This is a genomic window from Lysobacter olei, assembly GCF_054777355.1.
The window spans coordinates 63,701-79,341 of sequence record NZ_BAAHAT010000005.1; the positions used below are offsets into that span (position 1 = coordinate 63,701).

A 15,641-nucleotide genomic window follows, 5' to 3' on the forward strand; every position below is an offset into this window, starting at 1 on the left:
CGGGTCAGGGTGGCGCCGGGGGCGCTCAGGCAGCCTGTTGTTGCGCGGACGGCGCACCGACCAGGTGGCCGTACAGGTCCTTCGGGTCATCCAGTGCCGGGATGATCCCGGCATCGACGCCCAGACCCAGCTCCCGCGCGCAGTCGCGCAGCAGGCGCAGGGCCGAATAGTCTTCCAGCGCGAAACCGACCGAATCGAACACCGTGGTCTCGGTGGCATCGCGGCGGCCGTCGGCCTGCCCGGTCAGCACGCGCCAGAACTCGGTCACGGCAAAGTCGGCCGGGAGGTGCTGCAGGTCGCCTTCGATGCGGGTCTGCGGCTCAAACTCGACGAACACGCGCGAGCGTTGCAGCACGCCCGGGTGCAGTTCGGTCTTGCCGGGGCAGTCGCCGCCCACGCCATTCACGTGCATGCCCGGCGCCAGCATCTCGGGCGTCAGGATGGTGGCGTTGGTCTTGTCGGCGGTGACGGTGGTGACGATGTCCGCGCCGCGTACCGCTTCGCCGATGCTGCTGCAGTGGGTTACGCGCAGGGCGGGCGCGGCGGCCTGCAGGTGCGCGGTGAGCTTGGCGGTGGCGTCGGCATCCACGTCGTACAGCCGCACCTGTTCGACGCCCAGCAGGTAATGGAACGCCAGCGCCTGGAATTCGCTCTGCGCGCCGTTGCCGACCAGTGCCATCACCTTGCTGTCCGGGCGGGCGAGGCACTTGGCGGCCATCACCGAGGTGCCGGCGGTGCGCATCGCCGTGGTCAACGTCAGCTCGCTGAGCAGGGTCGGCATGCCGGTGGCCACGTCGGCCAGTACGCCGAAGGCCATCACGGTGGGAAGACCCTCGCGGGTGTTCTTGGGGTGGCCGTTGACGTACTTGAAGCTGTACTCGGTGGCGTCGGAGACCGGCATCAGCTCGATCACGCCCACGTCGGAGTGCGACGCCAGACGCGCGCACTTCTCGAAGTCCGGCCAGCGGCGGAAGTCGGCTTCGAGGTAGTCGACCATCCGCGCCAGCACCTGCGGGAGACCGTGCGTGGCGACAATGCGGGCGACATCGCGGGTGGTCAGCAGGGTGGTCATGGCGGTTCTCCGACCCAAGGGCGAGGGCGCATTGTGCGGAGGTCCTTGTCAGTACAAAACAGCATAAATGGCAGATAAGTGTCAGGAAGCTGGCAAAATGACATGGTTGCCTGCCATTATTCGCAAATGGACGATCTCGACCACCGGCTCATCGCCAAGCTGCGGCACAACGCACGCCTGTCCATCGCAGAACTCGCGCAGGGGTTGGGTGTGTCCCGCGGTACCGTCACCAACCGCATCGCGCGGCTGGAGCGCGACGGGATCATCGTCGGCTACACCCTGCGGCTGCGCCCGGATGCAGCGCCCGACGAGATCCACGCTTGGACCGGCATCGCCGTCGAGGGCAACCAGCAGGGCGTGATCCGCGCGCTACTGGGCGAGCCCGGCGTCGCGGCACTCCACGACACCAACGGCCGCTGGGACCTGCTGGCCGAATTGCGCGTGGGCTCGCTGGCGGAACTGTCGGCGGCGCTGGAGCGGATCCGGCGGATCAAGGGCGTCAGTGCGACCGAGACCAGCATCCACCTGCACAGCTTTCGCGGCTGACGGTCAGGGGCAGCGCACGCGCACCATGCCGTGCTCAAGGTCGCGCAGATGGCGCCCGTCTGCCGAGAGGGCAAAACGGTACACCGCCTGCCGCGTTTCGCCCTCGCCAGTGACGCGGGCGTTGATGCCCAGCGTGTCGCCGTCTACCTGGACCTGCTCGATGGGTCCGCTGCTCTCGTGGAACTGGATGCGGGCGTCGGATAGCACGAGGCGGCTTTCGTGGCCGGGCTGGGCGCACGCTTTGTCATCGAGGGCGTAAGTGCCCTGGAAACGGGGCGGCACGCCGGTGCTGGACGGCGGCCCCGGCGGGGAAGGCGGGTCAGAGACGGGCGGCGTCGCGGGCGGTGGCGGCGTGTCGCTCCCGGGCGCTCCTGGCGAGGGCGGGGCGGACGCTTCGGGTGCGACCGGCGTCGATCGCTCCTCGGAGGCGGGTTCGGTCGGGATCGGTGTATCCGGCTGCGCCGAACAGCCGGCAAGCGCCACGAAGGCCATGAGGGTCAACACGCGCGTCATGAGGATCTCCGGTTCGGGAGGCCTTACCGTGGCCGGACAGGCGTGAGCCTGGAGTCGACGGCTTGGGTCCGGCGCCCGTACCGGGCCGCGCGCACCGCCCGGCATCCCGCTCCCGGTTCAATTGCGGTTTGGGCTGGCGTCGTATGCTTGAATTCTCCAGACCCCATGACCCGGAGACAGCCATGGCCACCGGTTGGGCCGGCGACGGCGCCGTGCAGGACCAGATCGACGCGACCATCAAGGACGCCATCCAGCGGGCGCGTCGCCAGTTGCCGCAGGGGCCGGGACGCGAACGCTGCGAGGAGTGCGACGCGGTGATCCCGGAGGCACGCCGCAAGGCGATGCCCGGGGTGCGTCTGTGCGTGCCCTGCCAGGAGGCGCACGACCAGGAAGAAGCGGGCTTCAGCGGCTACAACCGCCGCGGCAGCAAGGACAGCCAACTGCGATAAAGTCCCGCTGCGCGGCGCGTGCCCGCAGGGGTATTCTGGCGCGCGCCACGGCACCGGTGGCCCCCGACCTCTTGCAGGATGCATGCGATGAACCTGGCGCTGTTCGATTTCGACGGAACGATCACGGTCAATGACACGTTCACCGCGTTCCTGCCGCATGCCCTGTCGCGGCGCCACATCCTGCTCGGCCGGATCGTGCTGGCGCCGGTGGTGGCGGGCTACAAGCTCGGCATCGTGTCCGCCCCCTTGATTCGTACCCTGGTCAGCGCATTCGCCTTCCGAGGCAAGGACGAGGCGACGGTGCGCGCGGCGGGCGAGCTTTACGCACGCGAGCACTTGCATCGTTTCGTGCGGCCGCAGGCGCTGGAGCGCATCCAGTGGCACAAGGCGCGTGGCGACCGGGTGGTGGTGGTCTCGTGTTCGCTCGATGTGTACCTCGCGGCGTGGTGCCGCATGCACGGCCTGGAACTGATCTGCAACGAGCTGGAAGCCAAGGGCGGCCGCCTGACGGGGCGCCTGCGCGAAGGCGATCGCGGCCCGTTCAAGTCGCAGCTGATCCTGGACCGCTACCGCCTGGGCGAATACGCCGACGTCTATGCCTACGGCGATACGCATGAGGACGAGGCCATGCTCGACCTGGCCAACCGCCGGTTCTATCGCTGGGAAGAGCTGCCGGCCTGAGCCCGCCAACCCGGTCAGCCGTTCGTCGCCCCATTTGCGGTCGATCAAGTCGCGGCGGCCCGGGTCGGGTAACGTTGCGCCACGACGTCCAGACGGAGGTGCGGCATGAAAGCGAATGTGGGTGGCATGGACAAGCTGGTGCGGATCGTGATCGGCGTGGCGCTCATTGCGTGGGCGGCCACCGGTGGCCCCGTGTGGGCCTGGATTGGCGTGGTGCCCTTGCTGACAGGTGTCTTCAACTTCTGCCCGCTGTATGCGCTGCTTGGCATGAACACCTGCAAGGCCCGGTCATAGCTTTGAAGCAGGGGAGGTCGGCCGGCGGCGCTGAGGGGCGCCGCCGGCCAGTTAATTGCGCATCCGCAGGGCGCGCGGAAGCGTGTCCGCGCAGTCGGCGGCGAGCTTCAGTGTGGCCAGGTCGTCGGCGCGGGTGACACCGCGGGTGAGGATGGCCAGGGGCAGTCCGGCCTCGCGTGCCATGCGGGCAAAGCGGTAGCCCGAATAGACCATCAACGATGAGCCCACCACGAGCATGGCATCGGCGTTGGCCAAGGCCTGCTGCGCGGCGCTCACCCGGTCGCGCGGCACGTTTTCGCCGTAGAACACCACGTCCGGCTTGAGCAGGCCGCCGCAGGCCTCGCAATCGGGCACGCGGAATCGATGGAAGTCGGCAAGCTCCAGGTCAGCATCGCCATCGGGCGCCGTGGCCGCCGTGAGGTGGCGCCAGTTGGGGTTGTGCCCGTCGAGCCGTCTTTGCAGCCGTTCGCGTGGCGTGCGTTCCCTGCAGTCCAGGCATACCACTTCGTCCAGACGCCCATGCAGGTCGACGACCTCCGCGCTGCCGGCGCGCTGGTGCAGGCCATCGACGTTCTGCGTGACCAGCGCACGTATGCCGCCTTCCGCCTGCCAGTGCGCGAGGGCGAGGTGCGTGGCGTTGGGCCGGGCGTCGGCAATATGCGGCCAGCCGATGAAACTTCGCGCCCAGTAGCGCGCCCGCGTCAGGGGATCCTGCACGAAGGCCTGGTAAGTGACCGGCGGCTTGCGCTTCCACGCACCATCCTCGTCCCGGTAATCGGGAATGCCCGAGCCGGTGCTGCAGCCCGCGCCGGTAAGCACGAACACGTTGCGGTGCTGGTCCATCCAGGCGGCCAACTGGTGCGCGGGATCGAGGGGGGCAGGGGCGGGCGTTGCCATGGCGTCATGCTACGTTGCAAACCTCGTGGGTGAGTGACGGCGGAGGCAAACGCGTGCGATCGATGTGGTTGGGGTTGTGCCTGCTGGCGGCGCCCTTGGCGGCGGCGCCCAAGCCGGACACCGTGGTCGTGCTGGTGCGGCACGCGGAAAAGATGTCCGATGGTTCGCGCGATCCATTGCTCACCGAGGTGGGCTGGCACCGTGCGCGGGCGCTGGTGGACCGGGTGGCCGACCTGCCCATCGCGGCGGTTTACGCCACGCCGTTCCGGCGCACACAGCTGACCGCGTGGCCCGTCGCCAAGGCACGCGGGCTGACGATCACCGTGCGACCGGCGGGGGAGCCCGCGGCGTCGCTTGCCGACGTGCTGCGCACCCGCCATGTGGGCCAGCAGGTGCTGGTGGTGGGGCATAGCAACACGCTGCCTGATCTGGCGCGGGCGCTGGGTGCGCAGGGCGTGGCGGACATGGACGAAAGCGAATACGACCGTGCCATGATCGTCGTCATCCCGGCCCAGGGCGAGGTACGGCTGCGACAGGAGCGGTGGCCGGTGCCATGAGGCCCGCTTCGCGCTAGGGTAAGGACGACACCGAAGGAGCCCGAAGCATGTGGGAGCACCTGACCGCCGTGCGTGACCTGGGACGGGTCCACGACATTGCCTCGATCCTGGTGCATTACGGTTTTGGCGACCTGGTCCGCCGATTGGGATTGGGTGCCGTGGTGGCGCGCGCCGGCAAGGTGCTGCCCCTGGCGCAGTTGTCGGAATCGGCCGCGCTGCCGGCGCCGGTGCGGGTGCGGCGCGCACTGGAGGACATGGGCCCGACGTTCGTGAAGTTGGGGCAGGTGCTGGCCACCCGCGTCGACCTGTTCCCGCCCGACTGGATAAACGAATTCGGCAAGCTGCACAGCCAGGCCCCCGCGGTGCCGTACGACGCGATCCACGCGCAACTCGTGGAGGACTTGGGCGGCGCGCCGGACGACGTGTTCCGCCAGTTCGACACCACGCCGATGGCGGCTGCATCCATTGCCCAGGTGCACCGCGCCACGCTCAAGGATGGCCGCCAGGTGGTGGTCAAGGTGCGTCGGCCGGGAATCCGTCCGGTCATCGAAGCGGATCTGCGGCTGCTGCATCGTGCGGCGCACTTGTTTGAAGCGCAGTTCCCCGAGTGGCGACAGTTCCAGCCCGTGGGCGTGGTCAAGCAGTTCCGGCAATCGTTGATGCTGGAGTTGGACCTGGCGGCGGAATGTCGGCACGCCGAGCGCATCGCTGCCAATTTCGAAGGCCATCCCGAGATCGTGGTGCCGCCGGTGCACTGGGATTTCACCAGCGAGCGCGTCAACGTGCAGGACTTTATCGACGGCATCCCGGTGGCGGATACCGCGGCGCTGGATGCGGCGGGCGTGGATCGCAAGCTGATCGCGCGCCGTGGCGCGCAGACCATCCTGAAGATGGTGCTGGAAGACGGGTTCTTCCACGCGGACCCGCACCCGGGCAACGTCTTCGTGCTGCCGGACTCGCGCATCGCGGTGATCGATTACGGCATGGTGGGCCGGCTGTCGACGGCGCGCCGCGACCAGATTGTGTCGCTGCTGCGCGGGTTGGTGGACCACGACGCCGATCGCGTCAGCGATGTGCTGCTGGAATGGACGGGCCAGTCCGAGGCCGACGAGGGGCAGCTGACGCAGGATATCGATGCCTTCGTCGACCGGTACCACGGTGTGCGCCTGGGAGACCTGGACCTCGCCGCGATGCTGCTGGAAGTCACGGCGCTGTTGCGTACGCACAAGCTGGCATTGCCCTCGGAGCTGGCGCTGCTGGTCAAGGTGTTCATCACGCTGGAAGGGCTGGGGCGCAAGCTCGACCCCGATTTCGACATGGCCAAGGAGGCCGCGCCCTTCCTCCGCGCCGTCATGTTCGGGCGCTATCGCCCTCGCGCAGTGGCGCGGCAGGGCTGGCATGTGCTGGGCGATACGGCGCGCTTCCTCGCGGGGTTGCCGCGCGACCTGCAGCGCATCGTCAGGGTGGTGCGCGGCGGCAAGCTCAAGGTCCATATCGACATCGACCACCTCAAGGAATTCAGTGCCCAGATCGACCACTCCGCCAACCGGCTGACGGTGGGCGTGGTCCTGGCCGCGTTGATCGTGGGCTCGTCCATCACGTTGACGGTGGAAGGGGGGCCGACCCTGCTTGGGTTGCCAGTGTTTGGCCTGGTGGGCTTCCTGGGTGCCGCGGTCGCCGGGGCGTGGCTGGTGTATTCGATCTGGCGGAGTGGCGGGGGGCGCTGAGCGTCGGTCGTGTGCGTGGACAAACGCACCGAGCCGCGTGATCGACGAGGTCAGTGAGTGACTGGAAAAAAGGACGCCCGGGCAAGCCGGGCGTCTTCTGAAGGGCCGGGGCATGGCCCCGCGTCATGGCAGTGCGATCAGTCCAGTGCCTCCAGCACCAGGATGGTCGCCAGGATGGCCGGCAGGATGGCCGGGGTGCCGCGGCGGTAGGTGCCGTAGCGGTAGGCCCCGTAGTAGCCATCGTCGTACCCGCGACGGAAACCCTGGCGGAAGTAGTGCCGGTAGGCGTCGTACGGCACGTAGTAGCCGTAATAGCCGTAGCTCGCATCCGAATACGCGTAGGAACTGCGGTAATCGGGACGCCAGCCATCCATGCGGTCGGCGCGGCCAGCCCAGTAGCCCTCTTCGTAGCCATGGCGCACCGCGTCACGCAGCAGGTCGGCGCCGTAACGATTGGTGTCGTAGCGGTAGCCGCTGAAGTAATAGCGGTAGCTGACAGGGGTGTAGAAGAACGGTTCGTTGTAGTAGTCCCAACGCCGCGTGCTGTAGCGGTGGTAATGGTCGCGCGAACGGCGGATGTAGTCGTTCTGGTAGCGGTATTGCGACGTGCGACGCTGGTCACGCAGGGTGCGGCTGTACTGTTCGGCGCGACGATCGTTTTCGCGCTGGGAGCGGCGGTAATCCTCCGCCTGGCGTCGCTGGGTCTCGATCAGACGGCGCTGCTGCTGGTCCGACAGGCGCTGGTCGACGCGCTCGCGGCGGGCTTCTGCACGGCGTTCGCGGTCGTCGGCGTCACGACGCTCCTGGGCCACGCGATCCAGATCGCGCCACGCCGGGTTGCGGTCATTGTCCTGGCGGACCACGCGGTCCTGCGGGCGACGCTTATCCTCTAAGGTGCGATCAGGTCGCGAGTCTTGCCCTTCCTGTCGTTCACGCCGGGACTCGGCGCGACGCTGCTGCGCGGCACGCTCGCGCTCCGCGAACTCACGCTGCTGCTGCTCCATCGCGCGCGCACGCTCGGCCCGCTCGCGTTCCTGCGCTCGCCCACGCTCCTGCGCCTGCTCGGCGCGGGCACGCTCATTGCGCTCGCGTTGCTCACGGTCAGCCTGCTCGCGACCCTGTTGGGCCACGCGCTCGGACCAACGCTGCTCGCGCTGGGCATCGCGGCCCTCGCGTACGGACTGCTGCTGCCAGCGGCGTCCGCTTTCGCTGGGTTCCGGGCCTGATTGCCGCTGCGACTCGGCACGCGGTCCGCGGGCGCCGCGTTCTGCGGCTGGGCGCGGCTCGGCGCGGCGCCCACGCGCCTGCTCGCGGGACTCCCTGGCTTGGCCAGGGGCGGGGCCGCGGTCTTCCTTCCGGTCCTCATCCCGTGCGCGACGGCCTTCGCCGCGTCGGGGTTGCTCGTTCTTGTCGTCGCCTTGCGCCTGCTGCGCGCCTGCGGGCGCCGCCATGGCAAGCAAGGTGCCGATCACCACCGCGAGAAGCATTCGCTGGCCGTAACCGTTCATTGTGTCTCTCCAGGATGGGTCACGGACCGCCCGCGCCCCTGATGTGCAGTTGGCGTGAAGACGCATGAACGGGCACTGACGTCAGCCGGGTCCTGCCAGCGGCGTGAAGAAAAGGTTCAGCTGGCGGTTGGCGTTTGGACAGGAAGGCGCCTGCACTCACACGCGCGGGTGTCAGTTGCCCCTGGCATGGACGCGGTCGCCGTCGGCGAGTGCACGATCCGGATGCACGACCACGATATCCCCGGCCTTGAGGCCCCGGCGGATCTCCGTCCACCCTTCGCCCTGCAGGCCCGTGGTGATCGGCGTGCGTCGTGCCTTTCCTTGCTCGATGCGGAACACGGCGGCGTCATTGTCATGGAAGAACACCGCGCTTGCGGGAATACGCAGGGTGTCGCGTGATTCGCGCAACACGAAGCGCGCATTGACGCGGTAAGCCTCGCCGAGCTGCTGCCACTGCGTGTGTGGACTGGTGATGTCCACGATCACCCACACACGCTGTTCCTCCACGCCCAGTGCGGAAACCTTGGTGAACCCACCGGGCTCGATACGACGCACGCGGCCCTGCAGGGGTTGGGTTTCGCCCCAGCGCACCAGCTCAACGTGCATGCCGGGGCGCAGTCGGACGGCATCGGACGACAGCACGTCCACTTCAATTTCCAGTCCGTCCGGGTCACCGATTTCCAGCAGCGGCTCGCCGGGGTTCACGGGGCGGGCACTCTCGTAGTGCCGGCGCAGCACCACGCCCGCGACGGGGGCGGTGAGTCGCAGCACGGCGTTGCCGCGCTCCCCGCTGCCATGGGCGAGTACGGCTTGTGCGGCGCTCAACTCGTGCTGCGCCGTGGCCTCAAGAAAGCGGGCGCTGCTGGCTGTGCGCTCGGCTTGCTCGGCGGCCACGCGGGCCTGTTCCGCAGTGGCAGCGGCCACCATCTGGTCGCGCTTGAGGCGCTGCAGTCGCTCGGCATCGGCCCGCGCCTGTCGCGCCTGCGCGGTTGCGGCAGCCGCGACTTCGCGGGCGGCGGCCGTTCGCGTGCGCGCGGCCGCGATGCGCGCCTGGGCCTCGGCGCGGGCGCGGGCATCCAGCGCAGGCGCGGTCAGCGGCTCCAGCGTCACCAGGGTTTGTCCGGGCTGCACCGCATCGCCCGGCTCAAGCTCAAGGCGCCGGGCGGTGGCGGCGATAGGCGCGGTGATCACGAAGCGGTCGCGCAAGCGGGTGCGGCCCTCGGCCTCGACCAGGTCGCGCACCGTGCCGGGGGCTACCCGTGCCGTATCCACCAACGCCGGTTTGGGCCACAGCAGCAGCGTCACGAGGGCGCCCACGACCAGCAAAGCCAGCAACCAACGAAGCAGACGGGCGCGAGTGGATACCGGCATCGAGGGATCATTCCTTGGTCTTCAGGGCCGCCACGAGGTCCAGACGATCCAGGCGGCGGCGCACCAGTGCCCCAGATAGTACCGTTGCGGCGAGCACGACGAGCCCGGCAAAGGCCAGTCCGGTCGCGCTGGGCGCAACCGGGATGCGAAACAGGTCGGATTGCAGGCCGCGCGCGAGCAGCGCGACCATGCCAACGCCCAGGATGAATCCCGGCAACAGGGCCATCACCGCCAGTGCGCCGAGTTCGCCCAGCAGCAGGCCGCGCACTTCCGCCCGCGTGTAGCCCAGCACCCGCAGGCTGGCGAGTTCGCGCCCGCGTTCGGCCAGGGTGATGCGGGCGGCGTTGTAGACCACGCCCACCGCGACGGCGCCGGCCAGCAGGGTGATGGCAAAAGTGAACGTGGACAGGCTGCGCGCCATGGTGTCGCGGAAACTTTGCACCATGGCCGTGCGGTCGGTGACGGACGCCACGCGGGGACGCCGCCGTAGCTCGGCCAGCACCGCCTCGCGATGCCGCGCATCCACCGACAACCAGGCGCCGGAGGCGACGTCTCCTTCGTTCAGCAGGGTATTGAGATAGGCATGCTGCGCGTAGGCACCGACGCCCAGGTATTCCTTGATGGTGCCAGCCACGGGCACCGACAGCGTCCGCCGGTGGCCTTCAAGGAACTGCACCTGCAAGGTGTCGCCAGCCCGGACCTGCAGCATCTCGGCAAGGTAGTCGGTCAGCAGCAGGCCTGCGCGTGGCAATGGCACCGGCTCGATCCGCGCGTCCAGCACGCGTTTGAGGTCGCCCTGCGCAGGCAGGCCCTGGATCGCGGTGCGGTACGTGCGGTGCCCGTGGCGCAGCGTGACGGCCGCCATCCGGAACGGCTCCACCGCCCGCACACCGGGCAGCGCGGCCAGTTCGGTGGCCGCCCGGCGGCCCGCCGGCTCGCTGAAACCCACGGCGAAGTCATCGCGCTGGGCGAAGCCGAACTGCACGTCGATCACGTGTTCGATCGACGAAGGCATGGCCCGCGACATGACCAGGATGCCGCAGGCCATGCCGATGCCCAGTACCGACAGCAGGGTGCGCAGGGGACGTCGCTCGAGGTTGCGCAGCACCATGCGGGCCGCCGGGTCCAGCAGCCGGCCGAGGCCCAGGCGCTCCATCAGCAGCGGGCGGAAGATCGCGGGCGCCTCCGGCCGCATGGCTTCCGCCGGCGCAAGGCGATGCACGCGCGCAAGTGCGGCAAACGTACCCAGTGCGCCGGCACTGACGGCGAACGCCATCGCCATCACCAGCAAGGAGGGATCCAGCGACCAGGTCAGGTAGGGGAATCGGTAGTATTCGCGGTAGATGTTGGCAATGGCGTGGCCGAACCAGGTGCCCAGCGCGAGGCCAGGCACGACCCCCACCGCGGCCATCATCAGCACCAGCTGCCCGTAGTGCACGGCGACCTGCAGGCGGGTGTAGCCAAAGGCCTTGAGCAGCGCCACCTGCTCGCGTTGCGAGGCCACCAGCCGCCCCAGCACCACGTTCAGCAGGAACGCAGTGACGCCAAGGAAGATGCCGGTGAACATCCGCGCCATCATCTGCAACTGGCGCAACTCCTCGTCCAGGAAGCGGTGCGACGGCTGCAGGTCGCGTCCGGAAGCTCCCGTGCCGCCGTACGGGGCGAGCAGTGGGTCGATGGCATCGATCACGTCGGCCACGCGCGCGCCCGGCTGGACCGTGACCACCAGGCTGTTGAAAGCGCCATCCATGTCGAAGGCCCGGGCGAGCGAGGCATGCGGCATCCACAGCACCGCGAAGCGCTCGAAATCCGGGAACACATCGCCGGGTTTCATCTGGTAAATGAACTCGGGGGAAAGCCCGATGCCAGAGATCTTCAGCTCCTGCCGGCGGCCGTTGAGGATCGCGACCAGCCGGTCCCCCTCGTGCAGTCCGTGGGCTTCGGCAAAGGCTTCGCCCACCACGGCCTCGTCGGGTTGGCTGGGCAGCCGGCCCGAACGCAGGTAAAGCCGGTTGAGTCCGCCGTGGCCCGCGGCGGGCAGCGAAATGAGTTCGGCGTTGATCGGGCCGGTGAACCCCGTGAGCTCGAGCGGCGCGAAACCCAGCACGCGTGCTTCCACGGTGCGCACACCGGGCAGGGCGCGCACCGTCTCCACCAGCGGCAACGGTGCGCGCTTGGCTTGGGCGAAGACGTCGGCAAAGCCGTACTCGGCGTAAAACAGCGCCCGCGTGCGGGACAGCGCGTTGTAGTTGCCCAGCGTCATCACCATGGTGCCGATGCCACCGACCATGACCAGCGCGATCGCCAGCACCTGGCCCCGCAGCTGCAGGAATTCCCTCAGCAGCTTGCGGTGCAGGGCACTCACCAGCGCAACCCCGAGGCCGGCTCGCGGTGGGCGTTGCGCTCCTGGCTGATGACGCGGCCATCGCTGAGGCGGATGACGCGGTCGGCCATGTGCGCGATGACCTCGTTGTGGGTGATGACCACCGTCAACGCGCCGGTCTCATGGTTGATCCGCTCCAGCGCCTGCAGCACCAGGATGCCGGTAGCCGAGTCGAGCGCGCCGGTGGGCTCGTCGCACAGCAACACCGCGGGCCGCTTGGCGATGGCGCGGGCGATGGCCACGCGCTGCTGCTCGCCGCCCGAGAGCTGCGCGGGGAAGTGGTCCATGCGCTCCTTCAACCCCACCAGCGCCAGTGCCTCTTCGGGCGCCATCGGCTGCTCGGCAATCTCGGTGACCAGCGCCACGTTCTCGCGTGCGGTCAGGCTGGGGATGAGGTTGTAGAACTGGAAGACGAATCCGACATGCTCCCGGCGGAATCGCGTCAGCACGGCCTCATCGGCGCCGGTGAGCGGGTGGCCCTCGCACTCGACCTCCCCACTGGTGGGCGCGTCCAGCCCGCCGAGAATGTTCAGGAGCGTGGACTTGCCGCTGCCGGAGGCTCCCAGCAGCACCACGAATTCGCCGGGGTAGAGGTCCAGGTCGATACCGCGCAAGGCATGCACGTCCACGTCGCCCATGCGATAGACCTTGGTCAGTCCGCGCGCGCGGAACACCGGGGCTGGTGAGTCCAAGGGGGCAGGGGCCGTGACCATGGCCCTACTGTACGGCCTCAGCTGTCGGCTTGGGTGCGCTTCAGCTCGTCGACCATGGCCTGCCGCATCAGGAACTTCTGCACCTTGCCGGTCACCGTCATTGGGAAGCTGTCCACGAAGCGGATATAGCGCGGGATCTTGTAGTGGGCGATGCGGCCCCGGCAGAACGCGCGGATCTGCTCCGCATCGCAGGTCGCGCCTTCGGCCAGACGGACCCAGGCACAGGTTTCCTCGCCGAATTTGGCATCGGGCACGCCGAACACCTGCACGTCGGCGATGGCGGGGTGGGTGTAGAGGAACTCCTCCACCTCGCGCGGGTAGATGTTCTCGCCGCCGCGGATCAGCATGTCCTTGACCCGCCCGACGATGCGGCAATAGCCGTCGGCGTCGAGGGTGGCGAGGTCGCCGGTGTGCATCCAGCCCTCGGCGTCGATGGCCTCGGCGGTGCGTTCGGGTTCGTTCCAGTAGCCCTGCATCACCGAGTAGCCGCGGGTGCACAGCTCGCCGGTGGTGCCGCGTGGCACGGTGCGGCCTTCGCCGTCGACGATGCGCACCTCCACGTGCGGGTGCACGCGGCCCACCGAGTCCACGCGCCGGTCGAGCGGATCGTTGCGCGTGGTCTGGAAGCTGGCCGGGCTGGTCTCGGTCATGCCGTAGGTGATGGTGATCTCCGACAGGTGCATGGCCTCGACCACGCGCTTCATCACCTCGATGGGGCAGTTGGAGCCTGCCATGATCCCGGTGCGCAGCGAGGACAGGTCGAACTCGGCAAAGCGCGGGTGCTCGAGTTCGGCAATGAACATGGTAGGCACGCCGTGCAGGCCCGTGCAGCGCTCGGCCTGCACCGTCTCCAGCGTGACCAGCGGGTCGAAGCCTTCGCCAGGGATCACCATGCACGCGCCGTGGGTCACGCAAGCCAGGTTGCCCAGCACCATGCCGAAGCAGTGGTAGAACGGCACCGGAATGCACAGCTTGTCCTGCTCGGTAAGGCTCATGGCATCGCCGATGAAGAAGCCGTTGTTGACGATGTTGCGATGGGTGAGGGTCGAGCCCTTGGGCGAGCCGGTGGTGCCGGAAGTGAACTGGATGTTGACGGCGTCGTTGGGCGACAGTGTGGCGGCCACCTCGCGCATGCGGGCGAGGGCGGCGGCGTCCTGGCACGCGGCGATCTCGTCGAAAGCGTGGGTGCCGGGCACCGATTCGCCGTCGCCCATGACCAGCACGTGGCGCAGGTCGGGCAGGGCGGCGGCATGCAATGCGCCGGGCGTGGACGTATCCAACTCCGGCGCCAGCTCGCGCAACATGCCGACGTAGTCCGAGGTCTTGAAGCGGCGCGGCAGCACCAGGGCCTTGCAGCCCACGTGGCGCAGCGCGAACGCCAACTCGTGGGTGCGGTAGGCCGGGTTGATGTTGACCAGCACCAGGCCGGCGCGCGGCGCGGCAAACTGCAGCAGCACCCATTCGGCCCGGTTCAGTGACCAGATGCCGATGCGGTCGCCGGGCGCCAGTCCCAGTTGCAGCAGGCCGGCTGCCAGGCGGTCCACGGCGGCATCCAATGCGGCGTAGTCCATGCGCACCTGCTGCGGGGGCACGACCAGTGCCGGCTGCCGTGGCCAAGTGCGGGCCACGCGCGCGAGCATGTCGCCGACGGTTTCCTCGATGAGCGGGACGCTGCGGTCACCAATGACGTGGCTGAGGCCAGGGTCGGGGAGCGTGCTCATCGTGTCAGGATAGCCGTGCCTGCAGGCCCGGCACGATGCGCCTTTGGTATCGAAAGCGGTCCCGGCCGCGGTCGTCCACTCAGGCAGCGACGTGTGAGTGGACGTCACTGTCGCAACAGCGAAGGCGGGCTCGTGTCTGTGGCGGTGTCGAAGCGCGCGAGTGGCGTCTCGTCAGGGCAGCGCTTGTCCGGGAAGCCGAACTCGCCGCGCAGCGCACGACCGCAATCGGCCAGCGCCTCGAACGCCGCGCCCGGCTGCATGCACTGGTTGTCGAAGGCGCGACCGAACGCATCGCGCCGGCGGGCGAAGTCCTCGCCGCACTTGCGCGCCACGCGGATGCGGTCGAGGTCTTCCTGGGCGGCGTTGGTGCCGGACAGCCCGTACTGGCGCAACTCTGCCTGGTCGAGAAGCAGCAAGTTGCGCGCCGGGATGGTCATCATGCGGTCGGCCAGGTCCGCACCCACGCCATTGCGCGACAGGTAGTCACGCAACTGCTGGGTAATGTCGCGCAGCTCGTCATTGAGTTCCACGCGGGTGGTGGCCGTGGACTTCAGTCGCATCAAACGGTGGATGCCCACCTTGCCGGCAATGGAGCGGGTGTCCCCCGCGGCCAGCACCAGCACGCAGGCGCTGTGGCACAGCGAGCCCTCGCGCACCCAGATCGACCAGCGCGATTCGGCGATCTGGTCGCCCACGCGGATCGCCTCCTCGACCTGGCCGCCAGCCGAGTCGATGTCGAGTACCCGGTTGCGGATCTCCATGCGGTCCGCAATCTCGGTGACGCGCGCCATCAGCGCCGTGAAGCCGGCGTCGATCTTGCCCCGGTAGCGCAGGCGCACCATGCCGGCCTCGCGGCACTCGGACAGCACGTCGACCAGGTTGAAGAACTCGAGCGCGCCGATGCGCTCGCCGTCGCCTTGCTGGTCGTAGTCGTAGTGGCAACTGACGCGGGCGGTGCCACTGTCTAACGTGGCGGGCGGCCAGTAGGTGAAGTCCGGCGTGGCCGGAGCCGGGGTTGTGGCGCGCAGGCCGGCGACCGGGGCTGCACTGCGGTCCTCACCGAGCGTGACCACCGGCGCCTGAACGGATGGCTCCGCGGTTGGCGCAGAGCCCGAGCACCCCGCCACGCAGGTGGTGAATGCCGTCGCCAACAGCAGCGGTAGCCAAGGTTTTGTCATGAAACACGCGACGCGGGGAATGGCGTCATTA

General features: G+C 68.7%; 15 protein-coding genes. 6 read left to right on the forward strand and 9 right to left on the reverse strand.

Annotated elements, in window-relative coordinates:
• Positions 1 to 25 precede the first annotated feature (25 nt).
• Positions 26 to 1,072, reverse strand: a complete 1,047-nt coding sequence (locus ACYVBS_RS08650; RefSeq protein WP_460823104.1) for an ornithine cyclodeaminase — start codon at positions 1,070 to 1,072, stop codon at positions 26 to 28.
• 126 nt (positions 1,073 to 1,198) lie between these two features.
• Between ACYVBS_RS08650 and ACYVBS_RS08655 the strand changes: the two genes are divergently transcribed.
• Complete coding sequence (locus ACYVBS_RS08655; protein WP_460823105.1) at positions 1,199 to 1,618, forward strand: Lrp/AsnC family transcriptional regulator; 420 nt, start codon at positions 1,199 to 1,201, stop codon at positions 1,616 to 1,618.
• A 3-nt stretch (positions 1,619 to 1,621) separates the two neighbouring features.
• Here ACYVBS_RS08655 and ACYVBS_RS08660 read toward each other — a convergent pair whose 3' ends face one another.
• On the reverse strand, positions 1,622 to 2,131 hold the full coding sequence (locus tag ACYVBS_RS08660) for a hypothetical protein (RefSeq protein WP_460823107.1): 510 nt from the start codon (positions 2,129 to 2,131) through the stop codon (positions 1,622 to 1,624).
• Positions 2,132 to 2,313: 182 nt separating this feature from the next.
• Between ACYVBS_RS08660 and ACYVBS_RS08665 the strand changes: the two genes are divergently transcribed.
• From ACYVBS_RS08665 to ACYVBS_RS08675, 3 genes are all read left to right on the forward strand, one after another.
• Positions 2,314 to 2,580 (forward strand): DksA/TraR family C4-type zinc finger protein, encoded by a 267-nt coding sequence (locus ACYVBS_RS08665; RefSeq protein WP_460823109.1) that lies wholly within the window; start codon positions 2,314 to 2,316, stop codon positions 2,578 to 2,580.
• Positions 2,581 to 2,667: 87 nt separating this feature from the next.
• Positions 2,668 to 3,261, forward strand: a complete 594-nt coding sequence (locus ACYVBS_RS08670) for an HAD family hydrolase (protein ID WP_460823110.1) — start codon at positions 2,668 to 2,670, stop codon at positions 3,259 to 3,261.
• 105 nt (positions 3,262 to 3,366) lie between these two features.
• The gene (locus ACYVBS_RS08675) at positions 3,367 to 3,555 is read left to right on the forward strand and encodes a YgaP family membrane protein (RefSeq protein ID WP_460823111.1); all 189 of its coding nucleotides are present in this window, start codon (positions 3,367 to 3,369) and stop codon (positions 3,553 to 3,555) included.
• A gap of 51 nt (positions 3,556 to 3,606) precedes the next feature.
• Here the strand turns inward: ACYVBS_RS08675 and ACYVBS_RS08680 are convergent, their stop codons facing one another.
• Positions 3,607 to 4,452, reverse strand: coding sequence for an NAD-dependent protein deacetylase (locus tag ACYVBS_RS08680; RefSeq protein WP_460823112.1), 846 nt, complete (start codon positions 4,450 to 4,452; stop codon positions 3,607 to 3,609).
• A gap of 62 nt (positions 4,453 to 4,514) precedes the next feature.
• Here ACYVBS_RS08680 and ACYVBS_RS08685 point away from each other — a divergent pair, with 62 nt between their 5' ends.
• Positions 4,515 to 5,009: a phosphoglycerate mutase family protein gene (locus tag ACYVBS_RS08685; protein WP_460823390.1), complete on the forward strand. Its 495-nt coding sequence runs from the start codon at positions 4,515 to 4,517 to the stop codon at positions 5,007 to 5,009.
• Between the two features lie 47 nt (positions 5,010 to 5,056).
• A complete protein-coding gene (locus ACYVBS_RS08690) occupies positions 5,057 to 6,736 on the forward strand; it encodes an ABC1 kinase family protein (protein ID WP_460823114.1) in 1,680 nt (559 codons plus the stop codon).
• Positions 6,737 to 6,873: 137 nt separating this feature from the next.
• On the opposite strand, the gene ACYVBS_RS08695 is transcribed toward ACYVBS_RS08690, so the two are convergent.
• From ACYVBS_RS08695 to ACYVBS_RS08720, 6 genes are all read right to left on the reverse strand, one after another.
• Positions 6,874 to 8,244: a hypothetical protein gene (locus ACYVBS_RS08695; RefSeq protein ID WP_460823115.1), complete on the reverse strand. Its 1,371-nt coding sequence runs from the start codon at positions 8,242 to 8,244 to the stop codon at positions 6,874 to 6,876.
• A 171-nt stretch (positions 8,245 to 8,415) separates the two neighbouring features.
• Positions 8,416 to 9,615 (reverse strand): efflux RND transporter periplasmic adaptor subunit, encoded by a 1,200-nt coding sequence (locus ACYVBS_RS08700; RefSeq protein ID WP_460823116.1) that lies wholly within the window; start codon positions 9,613 to 9,615, stop codon positions 8,416 to 8,418.
• Between the two features lie 7 nt (positions 9,616 to 9,622).
• On the reverse strand, positions 9,623 to 11,980 hold the full coding sequence (locus ACYVBS_RS08705) for an FtsX-like permease family protein (protein ID WP_460823117.1): 2,358 nt from the start codon (positions 11,978 to 11,980) through the stop codon (positions 9,623 to 9,625).
• Positions 11,977 to 12,711: an ABC transporter ATP-binding protein gene (locus ACYVBS_RS08710; protein WP_460823118.1), complete on the reverse strand. Its 735-nt coding sequence runs from the start codon at positions 12,709 to 12,711 to the stop codon at positions 11,977 to 11,979. The genes ACYVBS_RS08705 and ACYVBS_RS08710 overlap by 4 nt, the downstream gene beginning before the upstream one ends.
• A gap of 17 nt (positions 12,712 to 12,728) precedes the next feature.
• On the reverse strand, positions 12,729 to 14,432 hold the full coding sequence (locus ACYVBS_RS08715) for an AMP-binding protein (RefSeq protein WP_460823119.1): 1,704 nt from the start codon (positions 14,430 to 14,432) through the stop codon (positions 12,729 to 12,731).
• A gap of 104 nt (positions 14,433 to 14,536) precedes the next feature.
• Positions 14,537 to 15,610 carry a COG3904 family protein gene (locus ACYVBS_RS08720; protein WP_460823120.1) on the reverse strand — a complete coding sequence of 358 codons (1,074 nt, stop codon included), beginning with the start codon at positions 15,608 to 15,610 and terminating at the stop codon, positions 14,537 to 14,539.
• Between the last annotated feature and the right edge of the window lie 31 nt (positions 15,611 to 15,641).